Here is a 20,297-nt window from a genome sequence, read left to right as displayed (position 1 = left end):
CCCAGGGTGTTCAGTGTTGGTGGTTGATGTGGCGGGGGGCAGGGCTTTTCACCTCCCGCTTCCGTCCTTGTGTCAGATATTCATACATGCCGACAACAATCGCAGAGGCGATGTAGGGCAGGGCAACGAACAGAACGAAGAACAGGAACAGATAAGGTATAACGACAGTTAAGAAAGTACCGAAGCTCATAATATCCTCCTGGATTTAAAAAGGGCGTTTCCCTTTCTTGGTTATTATTATCTCCACTTAAATAATAGAAATTATTTGATTGCGATCAAAATAAATCGCGCAAACAAATAAAACTGACCCATTATTTGATCTAGAAAATATTTCCATTATTGGGAAAAGAGTTCTGCGAAAATCGGATAATTACATAGTTGTCTTTCGGTTTCCTGGCTTTCTATATGTGAATAAGTGCAATAGCCCATTATGATAATCGTAATTCTAGCTGGAAACGGCTTTTTAAAGCAGTTCTCGGCCAGTCAAATGCATTTAGTGAAAGACCCGGTTTCACAAATCGGATAACAGGATTATAAAACTCCAAATTTAAAACTTTAATTATGTGGCGCGATGTAGGTAATTAATGCTATTTTAAATTTAAGCTTTTTTTGCAAGGGGCTAACCATGTCTGAAGAAAATGGAATGGATAAACTGTGTGAGTTAACCCTGTTTAATATTCTGGTGTTTGTTCGACTCTACGGCACCTTGAACTCCCAGGCGGTGGCCAAGCACCTGCAGGTACCGCCTTCCAAAGTCAGCCGCGCCCTGGCCTCCCTGCGTCAGAGCATCGGTGACCCGCTGTTCATTCGTCGCCAGTACGGTTTCGAAGCCACCCCGGTGGCTACCCGCATCTTTCCCGAGATGGAACAGTTGCTGAAGCATGCCAAGGCACTGTCGAGGCAGCTGCACCCTGTGGAGCAGGAGAAGCTCAAAGTGGTGCTCAGCGTACCGGCGCCTCTGCGTGCGGGATTAACCCAACACCTGAACTACAGCTGCCATGAACATCAGGCCAGCATCGATGTGGTGACCCGCACCTGGGGAGCCGGTGTCCTCGAAGACATGGAGCGCAACCAGGTGGACATCGGAGTGTTCTGTTCTGCCCAAGGCTATCCCAAGATGGGCAGTGAACTGGTGGCGGAGAACCAGGCCAGTTATCTGGTGGGGTGCGCCGGCCATGATATCTGGCACGAAGCGCCGCTGACCCTGGATGCCCTGATGAGCTACCCCCAGGTGGTGACTGAGATGACCGAGGTGAATTCCAAGGAGGACATGTTGCAGCGCACCGCCAGGGCCCTGGGGCAGGACCTGGTGTTGGAGGCGCGGGTAAACAGTCTGGCTGAGCTGGTGGAGATGGTGGCAGACTCACCAAACCTGTCGGTGGTCTGTGGCAGCCAGGCCGTGGGCTTTTTGCGCTCAGTACATGGCATCCGGGTTCAGCGGTTGCCGGAAGAGGTGCGCAGGGTGGTGGTCAAGCACAACTTTGGTGAACACATGCCAGGGTTCCATATGTTGCAGAGGCCGGGTCATCAGGCACCTGCCTGGCTGGTGGAGGCGGTACGCCAATTTGTCCGGGATGCCGCCGAGATGAGGGACTGACCCGGGATCAACACGCAAAAAAGGCCGCATCAGCGGCCTTTTTCATTGCGGGTCTGTTTAACCCTTGGAGCGCTTCATGGCGGTGAAGAATTCGTCGTTGGTCTTGGTCATGGCCAGACGGTCGATGAGGAACTCCATCGCTTCCACCTCCTGCATGGGGTGGAGGATCTTACGCAGGATCCACATCTTCTGCAGCTCTTCCTGACTGGTCAGCAGCTCCTCACGGCGGGTGCCGGAGCGGTTGAAGTCGATGGCAGGGAAGACGCGCTTCTCGGCGATCTTGCGAGACAGGTGCAGTTCCATGTTACCTGTGCCCTTGAACTCTTCGTAGATCACTTCGTCCATCTTGGAACCGGTGTCGATCAGGGCCGTGGCGATGATGGTCAGGCTGCCGCCCTCTTCCACGTTACGGGCCGCACCGAAGAACCGCTTGGGACGGTGCAGGGCGTTGGCGTCCACACCACCGGTGAGTACCTTACCGGAGGAGGGGATGACGGTGTTGTAGGCGCGGGCCAGACGGGTGATGGAGTCCAGCAGGATCACCACATCCTTCTTGTGCTCGACCAGGCGCTTGGCTTTCTCGATCACCATCTCGGCCACCTGGACGTGGCGGGAAGCGGGCTCGTCGAAGGTGGAGGCAACAACCTCACCCTTGACCAGACGCTGCATCTCGGTCACCTCTTCGGGACGCTCATCGATCAGCAGTACGATCAGTTCACAGTCCGGGTGGTTGTAGGCGATGGACTGGGCGATGTTCTGCAGCAGCAGAGTCTTACCGGCCTTGGGCGGTGCCACAATCAGACCACGCTGACCTTTGCCTATGGGGCTGGCCAGATCCAGAACCCGGGCGGTGATGTCTTCGGTGGAGCCATTGCCTCGCTCCATGCGCAGACGATCGTTGGCATGCAGTGGGGTCAGGTTTTCGAAGAGAATCTTGTTGCGGGAGTTTTCCGGGCGGTCATAGTTGACCTGGTTGACCTTAAGCAGAGCGAAGTAACGCTCGCCCTCTTTCGGGGGCCGAATCTTACCGGCAATGGTGTCACCGGTACGCAGGTTGAAGCGGCGAATCTGGCTGGGGGAGACATAGATGTCGTCCGGACCGGCCAGGAAGGAGGCGTCGGCGCTGCGCAAGAAACCAAAACCGTCCTGGAGGATCTCCAGAACGCCACCGCCGAAGATGTCCTCGCCGCTCTTGGCGTGGGCTTTGAGTACGGCGAACAGGATATCTTGCTTCCTGGCGCGAGCCATGTTTTCCAGGCCCATGGACTCAGCCAAGGCGACGAGCTCGGAAATGGGTTTCTGCTTAAGTTCAGATAAATTCATGGAAGGGTCTTTGTGGTTGTTTGCGTGTGGCTGATGCCCACGCTTTCATTACAAATTATTTGAAATTTTAAGGGAGTGCCCGAGGGCAGGAGCCGAATCAGGCAGGCAAGTGTTGGCTAATAAACTAGCACTAAAGGAAAAAGGCGTCCAGTATCCCAAAGGGATTTTACGGCTTTGTGAGAAGGGAGGGGCAAACCCAGGCCGAAGCCTGGGTTGGATCCCATTACAGATGAGAGTCGATGAATTCTTTCAGCTGGGTCTTGGAGGCCGCGCCAACCTTGGTGCCGGCCAGCTCGCCGTTCTTGAACAGCAGCAGGGTAGGGATGCCGCGGATGCCGAATTTCGCCGGGGTGGCGTTGTTCTGGTCCACGTTCACCTTACCGATGACGATCTGCTCGCCATACTCTTCCGCCAGTTCATCCAGGACCGGGGCGATCATCTTGCAGGGACCACACCACTCAGCCCAAAAGTCTACCAGTACAGGCTTGCTGGACTGCAGTACGTCAGCGTCAAAGCTGTCATCGGTCAGCTGTACAATCTTATCGCTCATTGTTTACTCCGTTTAGTGATAGCTCGGTTCGGAGCCATGGTTGCGATCTTGGGCTCCTTGCCTTGGCTTTCAAGCCTCCGGCGGCTAAAAAAGTGCGTAAATCTTCACCGGGGCACTGTTTGTGTCGGTTTCTGCTGGGATTTCTTCCCTGCCACAGAAATTGTGCGTGTCGGTGGCGTTTACACAGACAGGCTCCGTTTCTGGGCATTTCCTCTTCAGACCGGACCTCGGAGGATCGAGTTTCGGACAGGGCAACAGAATCGGTAATATTTGACTGGATCACGTTTTCTAATGCAAGCGCATCCGGTATGCTTTCCAACCATGAGCAAAACACACTTGACTGACACCCGTTTCACCGACCTGCCACTCGCCAAAGAAGTGGCCGATGCTCTGGTGGAAACCGGGTTTACCCACTGTACGCCGATTCAGGCGCTCTCCCTTCCTATCGTGCTGGGCGGCAAGGACATTGCCGGTCAAGCTCAAACCGGAACCGGAAAGACTCTGGCCTTTTTGGCGGCGACCTTTCATGAACTGATGACTCGCCCTGTGCCTGAACAGCACGACGGTAAGAGTCCCCGTGCCATCGTGATGGCTCCTACCCGGGAACTGGCCATCCAGATCCACAAGGATGCGGAGCCCCTGGCCAAGAGCACCGGCCTGAAGATGGGCCTGGTCTATGGCGGCGAAGGTTACGATGCCCAGCGCAATCAGCTGCAGGCGGGCACCGATATTCTTATCGGTACCACCGGCCGGCTGATCGATTACCTCAAGCAGGGGGTCTACAACCTCAATGCCATTCAGGTGATGGTGCTGGATGAGGCGGACCGGATGTTCGATCTCGGCTTCATCCGCGACATCCGCTACATCTTCCGCCGTATGCCGCCTGCGGCAGAGCGTCGTAACATGCTGTTCTCCGCCACCCTCTCCTTCAAGGTGAAAGAGCTGGCCTATGAACACATGAACGATCCTGTGCACGTCGAGGTGGAGCCGGAGCAGAAGACCGCCAAGCGCATCAAGGAGGAGTTGTTCTACCCCTCCAATCGAGAGAAGATGCCGCTGCTGCTGACCCTCATCGAGGAGGAGTGGCCCGACAAGGCGATCGTCTTTGCCAACACCAAGCACCGCTGTGAAGACATTCATGGCTGGATGGAGGCCGATGGCCACCGCGTTGGCCTGCTGACCGGTGATGTGCCCCAGAAGAAGCGCCTGCGCATCCTGGAGCAGTTCAAAGGCGGCCAGCTGGATTTCCTGGTGGCCACCGATGTGGCGGCCCGTGGCCTGCATATCTCGGACGTGACTCACGTATTCAACTACGATCTGCCCGATGACTGCGAAGACTATGTGCACCGCATCGGCCGTACCGGTCGTGCCGGGGCCGAAGGCTCCTCCATCAGCTTTGCCTGTGAAGAGTATGCCCTGAACCTGCCGGACATCGAGGCCTACATCGGTCACTCCATTCCGGTGACCAGTTATGACCCAGAGGCGCTGCTGAGCGATCTCAAGCGGCCTCAGCGGATTCAGCGCCATCGTCGCACCAACACCGGCGGCAAGCGTCCCGGCGGACGTGACCGCTCCTCCGGTCAGCGTCGACATGACAAGCGTTAGTACCAGCAACGGCGGCCTTTTGGCCGCCGTTACTCTAGGGTCAAACAGTTTCAACCTGCTCCTGGCCGAACCCGTGCCAGGTTCTCTTCCCCGCATCATCGCCAAGCATAAACGCAAGGTTCGTCTGGCCGAAGGGATGGACGAGCAGGGCCTCTCACCCGAAGCCCAGGCACGGGGCCTGGACTGCCTCGCCTGGTTCGGTGAGATTCTGGCCCAGGCTCAGCCTGCACAGGTGGCGGTCCTGGCCACCGCCGCCCTGCGCGGCGCCGCCAATGGCGCAAGCTTTTGCGAGCGGGCCAGACCCCTGCTGGGCTACGCCATCCAGGTGATCTCCGGTGAACAGGAGGCGGAGCTTATCTACGCCGGTATGCGTGCTTCCACCCCGATCAACGGGGAAGCCCTGGTGATCGACATCGGCGGCGCCAGCACCGAACTGGTGGTGGGGGACGAGGCGCAGATCCACTATAAGCACTCCTTCGACCTGGGCTGCGTCCTCTACACCCAGGGGTATTTCTCCGGCGAGATCAACGAGGCCGCCTTCGAAGCGGCAAGGGCGGCCGTGCAGACCCGTCTGGCAGAAGAACTGCCCCGGCTGAAGGCACAGCGTTGGCAACACTGCCTCGGCGTCTCAGGTACGGTTCGGGCCCTGTTTGAGCTGGCCGACGTGCAGGGGCGCACCATCGACGCTCTGACGCTGAGGTATCTGCGCCAGGTGCGTCAGGATCTGTGCCAGGACAGCGAAGCGTTGTTGGCGCAACTGGATAAGGAGCGGCGCATCCCCTTCGCTGCCGGCGTGGCCATCTTGCTGGCCCTGTTCGAGCTTCTGGAGATTGATGCCCTGAGCCTGGCGGGCGGTGCCCTGCGGGAGGGGGTGTTGCACCGGTTGCAGGGTGCCCTGGGTTCTTATTAACTTTTACTTATATGCAATGCTTTTTGGTGATAAAGCCGGGCTTTTGGCCTCGGGTATCCTGTACTAACGCTCGGAATAAATCCCTCGATTTCCGGGTCTGAATAACAACATTGCACCAATTTTTTTCACATTTAGCAGAGAGAGCCCCGCCGGGGCGAGGTAAAAGAGTATGAGTCTACTGGTGGTCGCCAACCTGTTGGTGATGTTGACCCTGTTGTGGATGCTGTACCGCATGCAGCAGAAGCACATTAAGTTTACCCACAGGGTATTTGCCGGTTTGGGCCTGGGTGTCGCCTTCGGCCTGCTGTTGCAGCTGGTCTACGGTGTGGACTCTCCGGAGCTGGCAACCTCCATCGACTACTTCAACATCGTCGGTAAGGGCTATGTCCAGCTATTGAAGATGATCGTCATGCCGCTGGTGATGGTGTCCATCATCAGTGCCATCCTCAAGCTCAAGGATGCCGAGGCCCTGGGGCGAATCAGCGGCCTGACCATCGGGGTGTTGCTGGTCACCGTGGCCATCGCCGGCCTTATCGGTTTCTTCGTTGCCAACCTGTTTGGTCTGACAGCGGAAGGGCTGACTCAGGGAGCCCGGGAGGCGGATCGTGCTGCCTACCTGATGTCCCGTGAGGGCGCGGCCACCGGTATCTCCATCGCCAATACCCTGGTCAACCTGATTCCCGCCAACCCCTTCCTGGATATGACCGGGGCCAGGGATACCTCCATCATCTCGGTGGTGATCTTCTCCGCCTTCGTCGGGGTGGCCGGTTTGGGCCTCCACCGCAAGCAGCCACAAGTGGCAGAGCGCTTTGACCGTTTGGTGGAAGTGGCCTATGCGGTGGTGATGCGAATTGTTACCCTGGTTCTGAGGCTGACCCCCTATGGGGTAATGGCGCTGATGACCAAGGTACTGGCCACCAGCCAGTTCGCCGACATCTTCAACCTGATCAACTTTGTGGCGGCCTCCTACCTGGCACTGGGACTGATGTTCCTGGTGCACCTGGGACTGATCACCTTCTTCGGCGGCAACCCGCTCACCTTCGTGCGTAAGGTGCTGCCGGTACTCTCCTTCGCTTTCACCAGCCGTACCAGTGCCGGTACCATACCGCTGAACATCCAGACTCAGACCCAGAGGCTGGGGATCCCGGATGGCATCGCCAATCTGGCGGCCTCTTTCGGGGCCACCATCGGCCAGAACGGCTGCGCCGGCATCTATCCTGCCATGCTGGTGGCGATGATCGCCCCCACCGTGGGTATCGACCCCATGACGCCGACCTTTATCGCCACCCTGATCGCCACCATAGTGGTGGGGTCTTTCGGTGTGGCCGGTGTGGGAGGGGGGGCGACCTTCGCGGCGCTGATCGTCCTGACCGCACTGGATCTGCCTGTGGCCCTGGCGGGTCTGCTGATCTCCATCGAGCCGCTGATCGACATGGGTCGGACCGCGCTGAACGTGAACGGTGCCATGACCGCCGGTTTTGTTACCAGCCGGGTCTTGGGTCAGACCGACATGTCGGTGTATAACTCTGAGCAGGAACTGGACGTGGATCTGGAATCGGCCTGAGCCGCCAAACACTAATCCAAGGCCGCCCCGAGGCGGCCTTTTATTTGGAAGATGCAGAGTATGAAGATAGTCATCGTCGGCGCCGAAGCCGCCGGAATGAGCGCCGCCGCCAAGGCCAGGCGCACCGACCGCGAGGCGGAAATCATCGTTTTCGAACAGTCTCAGGTGGTCTCCTTCGGCGCCTGCGGCCTGCCTTACTACATCGGTGACAGCTTCGATGACAGTGGTTTTATGGCGGAGCGCAGCGTCGAGCAGTTCCGCGATTCCGGCATCGATCTGCGCGTCGGTCACCGGGTCGAACGAGTGGATATGGCCAAACGCACCCTATTGGTCACCGACCTGGACAAGGGCCGCAGCTTTCCTCAACCCTTCGATAAGCTGATGATCGCCACCGGCGCCTCGCCTGTGGCGCCGCCCATAGATGGTCTGGGGCTGGATAGGGTGTTTTTCCTTAAGACCCTGGAGGATGGGCTGACCATCAAACCGTTGCTGCAGTCACCGGACATCCGCGATGTGGTGGTGATCGGCGCCGGCTACATCGGCCTGGAGGTGGCCGAGGCACTGGTGCATCAGGGCAAGCGGGTGCGGCTGATAGAACGCGCCCAGCGGGTACTCAGCGAATCCTTTGACGCCGAGATCAGCGAGCTGATGGAGGCGGAGCTGGTCCGCCAAGGCGTGCAGCTGCACCTGAACGAGTCGGTGACCTCTCTTGAAGGGGAGGGACAGGTTCGCCAGGTGGTATCGAATCTGGGGCAGTATCCGGCGGACCTGGTGATCCTGGCGACCGGGGTGAAGCCCACCACCGAGTTTCTGGCCGACACCGGCATCGATCGCCTGGCCAACGGCGCCATCGTTATCGATCCCCAGGGACGCACCAGCCTGCCCGGCGTCTATGCGGCAGGGGACTGCGCCACCGTGCCTCACCGAGTCAGTGGCCGCCCCGCTTATCTGCCGTTGGCCACCAGTGCCAACAAGCTGGGGAGGATGATTGGTGAGAACCTCTGTGGCGGGGAGAAGCGGTTCCCCGGAACCCTGGGCAGTGCCGGAGTCAAGGTACTGGGGGTGGAGGCGGGTCGTACCGGCCTGAGTGAGCAGGAGGCCCAGGTTCAGGGGCTGGCCTACAGCACCGTGGTGATCAACGATAAGAACACCACCAACTACGTACCCGATCAGCGTGACCTGAGGGTGAAGTTGGTGTACGGCACCGAAGATAAGCGCCTGCTGGGGGGCCAGGTGGCCGGCGGGCCAGGAGCGGTATTGCGGGTGGATGCGCTGGCCGCCGCCATCGTTGGCGGCCTGACCACACAAGATCTGGGGATGCTGGATCTGGTTTATGCGCCCCCCTTTGCCCGAACCTGGGATGCCCTCAATGTGGCGGGCAATGTGGCCAGATAAAGCCTGACCTGAACAGGGAGCCAGCCGGCTCCCTTTTTTGGCGCTAGTGCCCCTCTATCCGGACCTGTCCGGCCATGGCGGTCAGGTCGGTGATCTCCACCTCCTGCTTGATGGTGTCCCGGCTGAACTTGGCCAGGTGCTTGGCCATTCTGGGGTCCTCATTGTACTGGGCGGCAAACACGGCAACCGGGATATCGTTGCACTTCAGCTCCCGGGAGACCTGCATCAGGCGGTAACCTGAATGGTTCAGAGTGCGGTCCATCGAGCGCCAGCTCTCGGTGACGGCGGTCAAACAGAGCCGGGTTTCAGCCCTGTCATCGGCGGCGATAAATTGAGTCTCCTGGGCCACGGCGGTGCCCAGGGCGCCCAGGGCCAGCAGGCCGGTCATCAACAGTGCTTTCATCATCCAGTGTCCTTCTGTGGGTGGGTTTAACCACACCTTGGCAGAGTGACGGGGAAAAGCTGTTAGCAGATGATGAACAGTTGTAACCGCCTTAGACTGCTCATATGGGGAGTTCAGGGCGGGGGCGATGGGTTTCAGCGAGTTAGCTGCCGGGAGCCTGACAGGCTGCTTAAGGTCGCTTACAGCTGGACACAGTTTGACATCAACGGCGGTTCAATTGGCCGTGGGCTGCTGCCAAAGGAGGTTGTGCCTGCGCCAGAGAGTGAGACAGGGGCGGCTCAGGCCGCCCCTTGGTGAGGGAGTTAGCGAATCGGGGTAAACAGGAAGCTGTCCAGAGACTCCAACTCGGCGGTGCCATCTTCGGCAACGGCAAAGCTTCGGGTCAGAACCCGCTCGGTCCCTTCACTGCCAAACCAGTAGAGATGGTGGCGTTGCGGTGAGGCTTCGCCATTGGGACCAATGGGACTCAGCTCCAGACCGGAGTCGGTCAGGTACCACACCATCTCGAAGGCGGTGGGGGCGCTGGGATCCTCGTCCGGGCATTGGGTCAGATCGACCCAGCCAAAACCCTGCTGGTCGGTAGCCACACCATTGAGGTGCAGATCCAGTACACAGCTGTCCTCGCCTGTGGCCGACAGCCTCAGGTCCAGAGGCGCTTCCAGTCCCTCCAGAGAGAACGGACGCACCAGGCTCATGCTGTATTCGCGGACCTGGCCCTCGTCCTTTTCGCTCACCTTCATCACGTCGCCGCCCAGGCCCTCCGCAGGCAGCTGAATCAGTACCCAGTCATTTTCGCCAAACTGCATCAGCAGCTGGTGTTGAGCGTCGATGAGCCAACTGCCGGTCAGAATGTCGGTGTTCTCACCGGTGGAGTCCATCTCCTCCAGCCATACCTGGACACGCCCCTGTGGCATAAAGTGAATCAGAGCCTCGAAGTCGGTGTCCTTGGCCAGATAGCGATTGCCGGCAAGGGCTGCCATGGCGGTCTCATCGGCCACCAGTTCAGGGGTGGTAGGATCTTCACCGGGCTCAATGCCGTCATCCGGCTCCTGACCGTCGTCAGGCTGGAAGCCACACTCTTCGGCATCTTCCACTTCGCGCAGTTCCGGAGTGCCGAGGTTGGCCAGGAAGGCGTCCATGGCCACCTGGTTGAAGCCCCATTGATCGCTGCGGGTCAGGCCCTCTCCGAGAACAAAGCCGTGGCGCACGGCGCCCTCGTACTCGGTCAGCAGGGGTTGCGCGCGGCGGCGATGGGTGAAGGAGTGGCCCCACTCAGGCAGGTTCAGTACCAGACCCATGGGGGTTTTGCTCCAGCTGGCGTCGGCGTTTTCCTTCAGTTCTGGCGCTCCGCAGCCGCTGTCATCACATTCGCGATGCTCAACCACATACAGCTGCACCTTACCCTGGCTTTCCTCAATGGCGCCATAGAGGGCAACCGCCAGGCTGGTGTCATGGTCACCGCCGATGTAGACCATCTTCGGCTCTGCGCTATTGGCATCGTTCATCAGTTCGGCCAGGGTCTGGACCGGACCGGTTGGCAGAACCACCTGGTTGCACCACTGAACTGTGGCGTCACACTGCGCCCGGTAGGGCAGCATGGCACGACTGTCGAGTTGTTTGAAGGTCATCTGGTAACCACTGGCGCCCTCAGGGAACAGCTGATCACCACTGAATTGTGTCTTCCACTCATGCTCGCCCTGGGCGTAGCGCTTCAGCTTCAGGTCGGCAAGATCCAACTGCTGAGACCAGACCTGCTGGCGACCATCCATATCGGAACTGACGATGACGGAGCCATCCTCCTCCTGGGAGACCACCTCCACCTGGTCGCTCATCTCTGCCCAGGCGTCCCCTTTCCACACCAGCATGTCGCGCTCTTCCTCTTCGGTCACCTCGACAAAGCCGGCATCGGGGCCATCGTAACGGAAGCGATTGAAGGTGATCAGTGACTCCACTTTCTGGATCTGCTGGTAGCCCAGCTCCCGCTCCTTGATGCACTGGTTGGTGCTGGCGTCGAAGAACACCTCGGAGTGACCATCCAGTTCGAACATGCCACCGTCAGATTCGAGCAGGGTCAGCAGACTGGCCTCTTCGAGGTCGCCGCGCTCACGCTTGCGCTCCACCCTGTCCTGAACCTCGTCAGGATCCAGGGGCAGTTCGCCGGCAACTTCGTCGGCGATGGTGTCGGCGTCGGGTTCCTGGCCATTGGCCTCGGCTTCATCGACCCGGTTCACCAGGCGCTCCAGGTTTTCGGTGAGGGTCTCGGCGATGGCATCCGCCACCTCGTTGTCTTCGGCATCACCGCCGGTGCCGCCATTCTGTTCGACGGCGTGCTTCGCCTTGGCAGTGACCCGGGCGACCACCTGGGCGACCCGGTGCAGTCGTTTGTAGCCGTCGCCATTGGCCTGTTGCTGCTTGCCGGCGATGTAATCTTCCACCAGGCTCAGATCTGAACCCAGTATGCCCAGGGTCTGTTCCAGGGCTGCTGCTGCGGTCTCCTGGTCCACACCGGCTCTGTCCATCTCGGAGGCGAGCAGGGTGGTCAGCGGGCTGACAAACTCCACCACACCGGCCGGTGCCGTCATGGTGTAGCCCTGGGTAAGGACCTCGCCTGGGTTGTCTTCATCCTCGGTCTGGCCGGCGATCACCTTCACCAGCATCTGCACCTGGCTGAGATCCAGGTCCGCATCCAGATTCTCGAAACTGTACTGGCCTCCGGCCTGGGTCAGGGTGCTGGGCTCGTCGGCATCGCATTCGCCGTTGCGGTTGAGGTCCAGACACACCTGGGCGTTGACCAGATAGCCATCGGCGGTGGCACCGGAGAGGCTCTGGCCTGGCTGGGGTTCGGGTTGAGGGGCCGGGGCGGAGTCAGAGGAGCCGCCGCCGCAGGCGGTGAGTTGGGTCAGGGCCGCTGTCAGCGACAGGGCGATAAGGTGGCGCTTGAACTGCATAAATCTACCATCTCCAATGGTTGATCCTATCCAAACGCTGTCTTTGGCTGTATGGAGCCCCAAAAACAAACAGGGGGCCCTCCGCTGGAAACCCCGCTATCTCGCTTGGGCGAGACCGGAAGCTTTGCGTCCCAACCTCGCGGTTGGTTTGCCATTGTCAGCGTAACGAAAATCGAACCCAAGGCTCGGTTTTATCTTGGGTCGGGTCCATTAGAGCATGGTGGAGTGAGGGTGTCAGCGGGTGTACTTGATGCTGAGATTAAGTGACGAGCGCCTGTAAATATTATCTTTACAAATCAATGCATTGAAGTGGGGCTAAGAGGCCGAACCAGTTGAGCTGATTCGGCCTGAGGGGGGCTATTTGAGGATCTTGGCCAGATCCTGCTCCAGGGAGTGCTCAGGGGTCTCGACGATGCGGCCGATCTCCTTGCCATCCTGGGTCACCATAAAGGTGGGGATGCGTTTGAACTCGTAGGCGGCGGCCAGGTTCTGTGGGTCCGACTTCTGGCGGTCGACACCGATGTAGCGAACCGACAGTTTGTCGTTGTTCACCAGCTCCATCAGCTTGGCGAAGCGTGGGGTTTCGCGGTGGCAATCGGGGCACCAGGTGCCGATGATCACCACAATTTCGGTGGGGGTGTCCACCGTTTTCAGGGCATCCACCCAGCTGGCGTCGGGTGCGTAGCTGTCGAAGTTCTCTCCGTAGCCGGGGATCGCTTCCATAATATCGGCCATGGCCAGTTCACCGGTCAAAATCACCTCCTGTTTCTCCTCTTGGGTGCAGGTGGCGAAGGGACCTTTCTGGCCCTCTTCGAAACCACAGCCGGAGTTTGCCACAGCGGAGGTACTCATCAAAGCGGGGGCCAGCATCATAGCCAGCAAAGTTGTCTTTTTCATGGTGCTCTCATTCTCTCTATCCTGCTGTTCAGTCTGACTCAGAATTGCCGGCTATGTTCTTCCAGAATTGTGGAAACGTGACCGGGATCGGTGAAAACCGACCGGAAGCGAGCCAATGAAAAAGGGGAGCCGAAGCTCCCCTTGATGCGGTCAGGCCGTCAGCCTTACTTCTCGTTCAGCCACTGGGCCACACGCTTGGCGAAGTAAGTCAGGATGCCATCGGCGCCGGCTCGCTTGAAGCACAGCAGGGACTCCATGACGATCTTGCGCTCGTCCAGCCAGCCGTTCTGGATGGCGGCCATGTGCATGGCGTACTCGCCGCTCACCTGGTAGGCGAAGGTGGGCACCTGCAGCTCGCTCTTCACCCGGCGGACGATGTCCAGGTAGGGCATGCCGGGCTTCACCATCACCATGTCGGCGCCCTCTTCGATGTCCATGGCCACCTCTTGCAGGGCCTCATCGGAGTTGGCGGGATCCATCTGGTAGGTGTGCTTGTTGCCGCCTTTCAGGTTGCCGGCGGAGCCGACCGCGTCGCGGAAGGGACCGTAGTAGCTGGAGGAGTACTTGGCGGAATAGGCCAGGATCTGGGTGTTGACGTGACCCGCCGCTTCCAGGGCGTCACGGATGGCGCCGATGCGGCCATCCATCATGTCGGAGGGGGCCACAACGTCTGCGCCGGCTTCTGCGTGAGACAGGGCCTGCTTCACCAGCACTTCGGTGGTGATGTCATTGAGGATGTAACCCTCGTCGTCGATGATGCCGTCCTGACCGTGGGTGGTAAAGGGATCCAGCGCCACATCGGTGATCACCCCCAGCTCGGGGAACTCACGCTTCAGGGCTCGGACCGCTTTCTGCGCCAGACCTTCAGGGTTGTAGGCCTCTTCCGCGCCCAGGGACTTCTTCTCCTGGGGAGTCACCGGGAACAGGGCGACGGCAGGCACACCCAGCTCGACCAGTTCACGGGCTTCTTCGATCAGCAGATCGATGGAGAGACGCTCGACGCCGGGCATGGAGTCGACCAGTTCTTTACGGGCATTGCCCTCCAGAACGAACACCGGATAGATCAGATCGTTGACGCTCAGCTGGCTCTCGGCCATCAGGCGGCGGGAGAAGTCATGGCGACGCATCCGACGCATACGGCGGCGGGAAAAAGGTCCGGTTACAACGGTCACTTGCAGCTCCTTATAATGGGGGGTATCGCCAAAGACCGATCACAGTGTGACGGGGGTCAAAGCCGATATGACGGCGTCAATATTAGCAAACTCTACTCCTTAAGGCAGGAGCTTAATCACACTTGAAACAGGCGCTTGGCATTCTGTAGACAGTGTTGGGACAGCGTATCCACACTTTGGTTGCGCAGCTCGGCCACTTTATTGGCAATGTGCGGCAGCCATCTCGGTTCATTGCGCCGGGTCTTGGGTTTGGGACGGATATCCCTGGGGATCAGGTAGGGGGAGTCGGTCTCCAGCAGCAGCCGATCATCCGGGATCTGTGGCACCAGTCTGGCCAGCTCAGCGCCCCGGCGCTCGTCACAGACCCAGCCGGTGATGCCGATGTAGAGATCCAGTTCCAGGGCCTGCTGCAGTTCCTGTTCGTTGCCGGTGAAGCAGTGCAAGACACCGCCGCTGAGGTCCCCCCGTACTTCACCGACCATGGCGGTAAACTCGTCTCCGGCATCCCGGCAGTGCATCAGTGCCGGTTTGCCCAGGTCGCAGGCTAGCCTCAGTTGGGCCTCGAAGGCGCGACGTTGGTCTGCCCTGGGGGAGAAGTCCCGGTTGAAGTCCAGCCCACACTCCCCGACGGCAACCACCTTGGGGTGGCGGCACAGCGCCTCGATCTGCGGCAGGCTGGTGGCGTCGAAGCGGCTGGCGTAGTGGGGATGGATGCCGGCGGTGATGGCGATGCCTGGGTAGTGGTCGGCCAGCGACTGGAGCCGTTGCGCCTCCTCCAGGTCACTGGCCAGGCCGATCAGGGTGTCCACCCCGGCGTCCCGGGCCCGGGCCAACACCAGTTCAAGGTCGTCCCTGAACTGGCTGGAGGTCAGATTGACGGCGATGTCGATCATTGCAGGCGTTTCACCCGGGCGCTCTTGCTGCTGCCCTCCTGGCTGAGCATAAAGGAACCAAGCGAAGCCTTCTTGATGGTGATCGGTTTGTCTTTCTTCAGGCGGAAGCGCTTGGAGTCGATCTGCTTCCACACCTGGCCGTTGTCCAGGGTAACGATGAACTTGCCGTACGGATCCTGCTGCAGCTTGCTGACGGCGGCTTCGATCGCCTCCGGCTCTTCGGGGCGCTTATCGCTCAGACCAAAGCGCTCGTCGGTCGCGTCAGGCGACGCGGCCTGGGGGGCGGCTGGCTTGGTGGGGGTGCCGGCCCGGACGGGCTTACCCAGTTGGTCGAAACACACCAGGCGGTCCAGTTTGTCTGTCTGGCTGGCGCAGTTGACCACGGCCTCGGCGGCCTTGTCATAGCAGGCCAGGCGTTGGATCTGGTCTTGGATGGCGTGGCAGGCCGCATCGGCGGCGGAGACAGTTGCTGGGGCTAGCAACAGGGAGAATACGGCGGTCTTTAGCATAACTGGTCCTTGATTAAACGTAAGGACCGCCGTGACTGGGCTACTCTTCGGTAGGCTCCTCTTGAACGTCTTCTTCATCGTCCTTGGGTTGGTAGAGACGGGAGAAGAACACGCCACCCTCAAACAGCAACAGCATGGGCAGGGCCAGCATGGTTTGAGAGATGATGTCCGGCGGCGTTAACAGCATACCAACAACGAAGGCGCCGACAACAATATAGGGGCGATTTTTCTTGAGGTCGTCCGGGGTGGTCATGCCGGTCCACACCATCAGGATCACCGCCACCGGAATTTCGAAGGCGAGGCCGAAGGCAAAGAACAGCTTGAGGACGAAGCTCAGGTAGCTGTTGATGTCCGTGGCCACCTGCACTCCTTCCGGAGCAACGCTGGTGAAGAAGCCGAACACCACGGGGAACACGATGAAGTAGGCAAATGCGATGCCGCCGTAGAACAGGATGGAGCTGCTGAACAGCAGAGGGAAGACCAGCTTCTTCTCATGCTTGTACAGACCCGGGGCGACAAAGGCCCACACCTGATACAACACGTAGGGCATGGCGATGAACAGCGCCACAAACATGGTCAGCTTGAACGGGGCGAAGAAGGGGGACGCCACGTCCGTTGCGATCATGGAGGCGTTCTCCGGCATCACCTCCAACAGGGGCAGCGACAAGAAGTTGTAGATGTCGTTGGCCCAGTAGGCGAGGCTGGCGAACACGAGCAGGATGCCGCCTATTGCGTGCAACAGGCGGTTTCTCAGCTCGAGCAGATGACTGATTAGGGGTTGCTGCTCGGACATACTTACTCTGCGGTTTTACCCGGTTCAGCGGCTTTCTTTTCGCTGATCTCGGGTTGTGGCGAGACAGTGGGGGTGGATGCGTCGGGCTTGCCTTCGTCTGTCTGGTAGGGGCGGTTCACCGATTGCGCGGCGGAACGAAGCTCCTCGATAGACTGTTTCAGGCCGGGATCCAGAGACTCGAGCCCTTTGGACTCCGCCTTCTTCAGATCCGACTGCAGCTGCTCGATCTTCAGCTCTTGCTCGAGCTCATCCTTCACCGAGTTGGCCATGCGCTTGATGGTGCTGACCCAGCGGCTGATGCTGCGCACCGCCACTGGCAGACGTTCGGGCCCCAGAACCACCAAGCCCAGAACGGCAATCAGGACCAGTTCAAACAGGCCGATACCGTCGATCATAGTGGTTTAGGCCTGTTCTTTGTTTTTCTGCTCGGCAGTGGTGTTGTCCTCTGCTTTGCTCTCTTCGATCGCTTTCTTTTCTGCCGCGCCCTTGTCTTCGTCGCCCATGGCTTTCTTGAAGCCCTTTACAGCGCCGCCCAGATCAGAGCCCATGCCGCGCAGCTTCTTGGTACCGAACAGCAGTACCACGATGAGTGCGATGATAAGAAGTTGCCAAATGCTGATGCCGCCCATGTTGTCTCCGGGGTTTTTTACAGGTCAATAAACGATGTTCAATGTAACAAGTATCGGCGACATTTTCACTGGTTGTTAAGTCGCCACCCTTTGGCCCAACAGGCCAGCCCGGTCAGGGCAAGGGTTATAGAAGGCCAGATTGTACTGAATTTCCCTATCAATAGTGTGCCCGAGATCAACAAAACCGAGCCAATAATGAGGAAGTAGTGACTATTGTGAATTGTTCGACGCTGATTTATGTAGCGCTCCATCAAACCTTGCGGATGTCGCAATAGCGCCTTGCTCAACTGTAAATTGTCGTGGATGAGATCCGGCATCTCCGGAAGCTTCTCCAGCCAGAAGGGCAGGGCCTCTTTTACCCGCTTCATTTGGGCCGATGGCCCCAGCTGTTCCGCCATCCATTGTTCGAGGAAGGGCTTGGCGGTTTGCCACAGATCCAGCTGAGGGTAGAGCTGACGTCCCAGCCCCTCGATGTAGAGCAGCGTCTTCTCCAGCAGCACCAGCTGAGGCTGCACCTCCATCTCAAATTCACGGGCACAGCGGAACAGCTCCACCAGCAGGTGGCCGAAGCTGATCTGTGACAGCGGTTTGTTCTCGAGAGGCTCAAGCACCTTACGCAGCGCCTTTTCAAACTCCACCGGATTGGTGTCGGCGCTGATCCAGCCGGAGTCGATGTAGACCTGGGACAGGCGTGAGTAGTCCTGATTGAAGAAGGCCAGGAACACATCCGCCAGGTAACGCTTGTCGTTTTCGGTGAGACTGCCGACGATGCCGCAGTCGATGCCGATGTACATCGGGTCATCCGGGTGCTCGCGGCTGACGAAGATGTTGCCCGGGTGCATGTCGGCGTGGAAGAAGTTGTCCCGGAACACCTGGGTGAAGAACACCTCGACCCCACGCTCCGCCAGCAGTTTCATATTGGTGCCCTGAGCCTTGAGGGCCTCGATGTCGGTCACCGGGATGCCATGAATCCGTTCCATCACCAGCAGCTTGCGTCGACACAGCTCCGGATAGACCCGGGGAATGTAGAGGGCGGGGGAGCCGGCAAAGTTGTCCCGCAGACGGCGGGCGTTGCTGGCTTCCTGCACCAGATCCAGCTCCGCCAGTATGGTCTTGCGGTAGTCTTCCACCACCTCTATGGCGCGCAGAGGCTTTCCTTTACGGGTGTTGTTAACCAGCCGGGCACCCGTCTCCATCAGGGTCAGGTCTGCCAGGATCACCGCTTCGATGTCCGGGCGCACCACCTTGAGAATCACCTCATCTCCGGTACTGCGCAGGGTGGCGGTGTGCACCTGGGCCACCGAGGCGGAGGCCAGAGGGGTGATGTCGAAGTGATCGAACAGGGTAGAGATCTCATGCCCAAGGGCAGACTCGATCTCCGCCTTGGCCAGCTCGCCGTCGAAGGGGGGGACCTGGTCCTGAAGTTGGGCCAGGGCATCGGCGAACAGATCCGGCAGCAGGTCGCGTCGGGTGGACAGCATCTGGCCGAACTTGATGAATACCGGCCCCAGGCTCTGAAGGGCCAGCCGCACCCGTACCGAGGGGTGGGCATCCAGGGACTTGCGCCCGACCCAGAACAGGCTCGCGTCCATCAGCTTCAGGGGCAGGGGACGACGCTGCTCCGGCAGCAGTTCTATCAGGCGGTACTGGCGGAAGGTGCGGGCCACCTGATAGGCCCGCTTGATGGCGCCCCAGCTCATGAGCGGGACTCCAGCGCCGCCAGCCTGCGGGCCAGGGCCTGGGTGCGCTGTTCCAGCTCATCCACCTGACGGCAGAAACGGTTGACCTCATCGGCGGCGGGAGAGACCCGTCGCTCCTCCACCAGGTAGTCCCCCAGGTGGCTCTGGGTAGCGTTGATCTGTTTCTTGCCCATGGCAAACAGGCTCTGGCCCAGGTTCTGTACCCGGTAGGCCATGCCGTCGCCCAGCACCTTGCTCAGAGGTTCGGTGATGTCTGGTTCGATGCCGGTCAGCACCTGCGCCAGTTTACCCACCAGCTGCATGTCGCCACTGATCTCCAGCTTGTTCTGCTGCACCAGCTCCGACAGGGGCGCGCCCTGCTGAATATCCGCCAGCACCGACAAACTGACGGTCAGGGTGGCCTGAGGGTCACCGCCGTAACGGCTGTAAACCTGGATGGGGTGATTGAGGATCAGGAAGAGCGGCCAGGGCAGCTCCGCCAGTTGCAGTTCCACAACCTGTCCACGGCAATCGGCCAGGGGACGGGGATCGGGATGGTACGTCAGCAGGTGCCCCAGCGCCGCTTCCAGGCTGCCTGCTACCAGGGTCGCAAGGTGCATATTACCTCAGGGTCAGAACTTATAGCCGCGGTGCAGGGCTACCACACCATTGGTCATGTTGACGTAGTCTGCCTGGTCGAAACCGGCGTCCAGCATCATCTGCTTCAGGGTCTCCTGGTCCGGGTGCATACGGATGGACTCGGACAGGTACTGGTAGCTTTCGGCATCGCCGGCCACCATGGAGCCCATGCGGGGGATCACCTGGAAGCTGTAGAAATCATAGGCTTTCTGCATCATCGGGTTCAGGGGCTTGGAGAACTCCAGAACCAGCAGCTTGCCACCTGGCTTGAGGACGCGCTGCATGGAGGCCAGTGCCTTGGCCTTCTCGGTAACATTACGCAAACCGAAAGCGATGGTGATGATGTCGAAGTGGTTGTCCGGGAAGGGCAGGGCTTCGGCGTTGGCCTGAACATAGTTGACGTTGCTCACCACGCCCTGGTCCTGCAGCTTGGCACGGCCCACTTTCAGCATGGAATCGTTGATGTCCGCCAGCACCACCTCGCCCTTCTCTCCCACCAGCTGGGAGAACTTGCGGGTCAGGTCGCCGGTACCACCGGCCAGATCCAGCACTTTCATACCGGGGCGGGCAGCGGCGCACTCGATGGTGAAGCGTTTCCAGTACCTGTGTACGCCAAAGGACATCAGGTCATTCATCAGGTCATATTTGGATGCGACGGAATGGAATACGTCGGCCACCATCTCGGCCTTCTTGTCGGCTTCCACCGTCTTGTATCCGAAATGGGTCTTGTCCCCGTTGTCTGCCATGAGCGGGCATTCCTATGTTTGCTAGCTGGAAATTGGACACAGTCT

The 20,297-nt window shown here is 59.4% G+C and carries 20 protein-coding genes and 1 riboswitch; of the genes, 5 read left to right on the top strand and 15 right to left on the bottom strand.

What is annotated here, in order from left to right; genetic code table 11:
* Nucleotides 1-10 precede the first annotated feature (10 nt).
* The gene (locus G505_RS0100850) at nucleotides 11-190 is read right to left on the bottom strand and encodes a hypothetical protein (protein ID WP_028107865.1); all 180 of its coding nucleotides are present in this window, start codon (nucleotides 188-190) and stop codon (nucleotides 11-13) included.
* A 453-nt stretch (nucleotides 191-643) separates the two neighbouring features.
* Between G505_RS0100850 and G505_RS0100845 the strand changes: the two genes are divergently transcribed.
* Nucleotides 644-1,597, top strand: coding sequence for a LysR family transcriptional regulator (locus tag G505_RS0100845; RefSeq protein WP_169628178.1), 954 nt, complete (start codon nucleotides 644-646; stop codon nucleotides 1,595-1,597).
* Between the two features lie 57 nt (nucleotides 1,598-1,654).
* Here G505_RS0100845 and rho read toward each other — a convergent pair whose 3' ends face one another.
* Nucleotides 1,655-2,920, bottom strand: a complete 1,266-nt coding sequence (gene rho, locus G505_RS0100840; protein ID WP_028107863.1) for a transcription termination factor Rho — start codon at nucleotides 2,918-2,920, stop codon at nucleotides 1,655-1,657.
* A gap of 223 nt (nucleotides 2,921-3,143) precedes the next feature.
* The gene (gene trxA, locus G505_RS0100835; protein WP_028107862.1) at nucleotides 3,144-3,470 is read right to left on the bottom strand and encodes a thioredoxin TrxA; all 327 of its coding nucleotides are present in this window, start codon (nucleotides 3,468-3,470) and stop codon (nucleotides 3,144-3,146) included.
* 321 nt (nucleotides 3,471-3,791) lie between these two features.
* Between trxA and rhlB the strand changes: the two genes are divergently transcribed.
* From rhlB to G505_RS0100815, 4 genes are all read left to right on the top strand, one after another.
* Complete coding sequence (gene rhlB, locus G505_RS0100830) at nucleotides 3,792-5,075, top strand: ATP-dependent RNA helicase RhlB (protein WP_028107861.1); 1,284 nt, start codon at nucleotides 3,792-3,794, stop codon at nucleotides 5,073-5,075.
* 73 nt (nucleotides 5,076-5,148) lie between these two features.
* Nucleotides 5,149-5,985 carry a Ppx/GppA phosphatase family protein gene (locus G505_RS0100825; protein ID WP_245568310.1) on the top strand — a complete coding sequence of 279 codons (837 nt, stop codon included), beginning with the start codon at nucleotides 5,149-5,151 and terminating at the stop codon, nucleotides 5,983-5,985.
* Between the two features lie 169 nt (nucleotides 5,986-6,154).
* The gene (locus tag G505_RS0100820; RefSeq protein WP_028107859.1) at nucleotides 6,155-7,549 is read left to right on the top strand and encodes an L-cystine transporter; all 1,395 of its coding nucleotides are present in this window, start codon (nucleotides 6,155-6,157) and stop codon (nucleotides 7,547-7,549) included.
* Nucleotides 7,550-7,609: 60 nt separating this feature from the next.
* The gene (locus G505_RS0100815; protein WP_028107858.1) at nucleotides 7,610-8,944 is read left to right on the top strand and encodes a CoA-disulfide reductase; all 1,335 of its coding nucleotides are present in this window, start codon (nucleotides 7,610-7,612) and stop codon (nucleotides 8,942-8,944) included.
* Nucleotides 8,945-8,987: 43 nt separating this feature from the next.
* On the opposite strand, the gene G505_RS0100810 is transcribed toward G505_RS0100815, so the two are convergent.
* From G505_RS0100810 to ubiE, 12 genes are all read right to left on the bottom strand, one after another.
* On the bottom strand, nucleotides 8,988-9,350 hold the full coding sequence (locus G505_RS0100810; RefSeq protein ID WP_028107857.1) for a DUF3718 domain-containing protein: 363 nt from the start codon (nucleotides 9,348-9,350) through the stop codon (nucleotides 8,988-8,990).
* A 299-nt stretch (nucleotides 9,351-9,649) separates the two neighbouring features.
* Nucleotides 9,650-12,295 (bottom strand): hypothetical protein, encoded by a 2,646-nt coding sequence (locus G505_RS20170; protein ID WP_035384939.1) that lies wholly within the window; start codon nucleotides 12,293-12,295, stop codon nucleotides 9,650-9,652.
* A gap of 83 nt (nucleotides 12,296-12,378) precedes the next feature.
* Nucleotides 12,379-12,458: riboswitch (cyclic di-GMP riboswitch) on the bottom strand.
* Nucleotides 12,459-12,652: 194 nt separating this feature from the next.
* The gene (locus G505_RS0100800) at nucleotides 12,653-13,192 is read right to left on the bottom strand and encodes a thioredoxin family protein (protein ID WP_051215769.1); all 540 of its coding nucleotides are present in this window, start codon (nucleotides 13,190-13,192) and stop codon (nucleotides 12,653-12,655) included.
* A gap of 164 nt (nucleotides 13,193-13,356) precedes the next feature.
* Nucleotides 13,357-14,328, bottom strand: a complete 972-nt coding sequence (gene hemB, locus G505_RS0100795; protein ID WP_425402164.1) for a porphobilinogen synthase — start codon at nucleotides 14,326-14,328, stop codon at nucleotides 13,357-13,359.
* 152 nt (nucleotides 14,329-14,480) lie between these two features.
* On the bottom strand, nucleotides 14,481-15,257 hold the full coding sequence (locus tag G505_RS0100790) for a TatD family hydrolase (RefSeq protein ID WP_028107854.1): 777 nt from the start codon (nucleotides 15,255-15,257) through the stop codon (nucleotides 14,481-14,483).
* Nucleotides 15,254-15,766 carry a hypothetical protein gene (locus G505_RS22210; RefSeq protein ID WP_051215768.1) on the bottom strand — a complete coding sequence of 171 codons (513 nt, stop codon included), beginning with the start codon at nucleotides 15,764-15,766 and terminating at the stop codon, nucleotides 15,254-15,256. Before G505_RS22210 ends, G505_RS0100790 begins: the two co-directional genes overlap by 4 nt.
* 40 nt (nucleotides 15,767-15,806) lie before the next feature.
* Complete coding sequence (gene tatC, locus G505_RS0100780; protein WP_028107853.1) at nucleotides 15,807-16,559, bottom strand: twin-arginine translocase subunit TatC; 753 nt, start codon at nucleotides 16,557-16,559, stop codon at nucleotides 15,807-15,809.
* A gap of 2 nt (nucleotides 16,560-16,561) precedes the next feature.
* A complete protein-coding gene (tatB, locus tag G505_RS0100775; RefSeq protein WP_028107852.1) occupies nucleotides 16,562-16,954 on the bottom strand; it encodes a Sec-independent protein translocase protein TatB in 393 nt (130 codons plus the stop codon).
* Between the two features lie 6 nt (nucleotides 16,955-16,960).
* Nucleotides 16,961-17,188, bottom strand: coding sequence for a Sec-independent protein translocase subunit TatA (tatA, locus tag G505_RS0100770; RefSeq protein ID WP_028107851.1), 228 nt, complete (start codon nucleotides 17,186-17,188; stop codon nucleotides 16,961-16,963).
* Between the two features lie 65 nt (nucleotides 17,189-17,253).
* A complete protein-coding gene (gene ubiB / locus G505_RS0100765; RefSeq protein WP_028107850.1) occupies nucleotides 17,254-18,888 on the bottom strand; it encodes a ubiquinone biosynthesis regulatory protein kinase UbiB in 1,635 nt (544 codons plus the stop codon).
* On the bottom strand, nucleotides 18,885-19,487 hold the full coding sequence (locus G505_RS0100760; RefSeq protein WP_028107849.1) for a ubiquinone biosynthesis accessory factor UbiJ: 603 nt from the start codon (nucleotides 19,485-19,487) through the stop codon (nucleotides 18,885-18,887). Before G505_RS0100760 ends, ubiB begins: the two co-directional genes overlap by 4 nt.
* Nucleotides 19,488-19,499: 12 nt before the next feature.
* Entirely contained in the window at nucleotides 19,500-20,252 is a 753-nt protein-coding gene (ubiE, locus tag G505_RS0100755) for a bifunctional demethylmenaquinone methyltransferase/2-methoxy-6-polyprenyl-1,4-benzoquinol methylase UbiE (RefSeq protein WP_028107848.1), read from the bottom strand.
* Between the last annotated feature and the right edge of the window lie 45 nt (nucleotides 20,253-20,297).

Source organism: Ferrimonas futtsuensis DSM 18154, from assembly GCF_000422645.1.
Lineage (GTDB): Bacteria > Pseudomonadota > Gammaproteobacteria > Enterobacterales > Shewanellaceae > Ferrimonas > Ferrimonas futtsuensis.
This window is presented reverse-complemented; position numbering and strand designations above follow the sequence as displayed.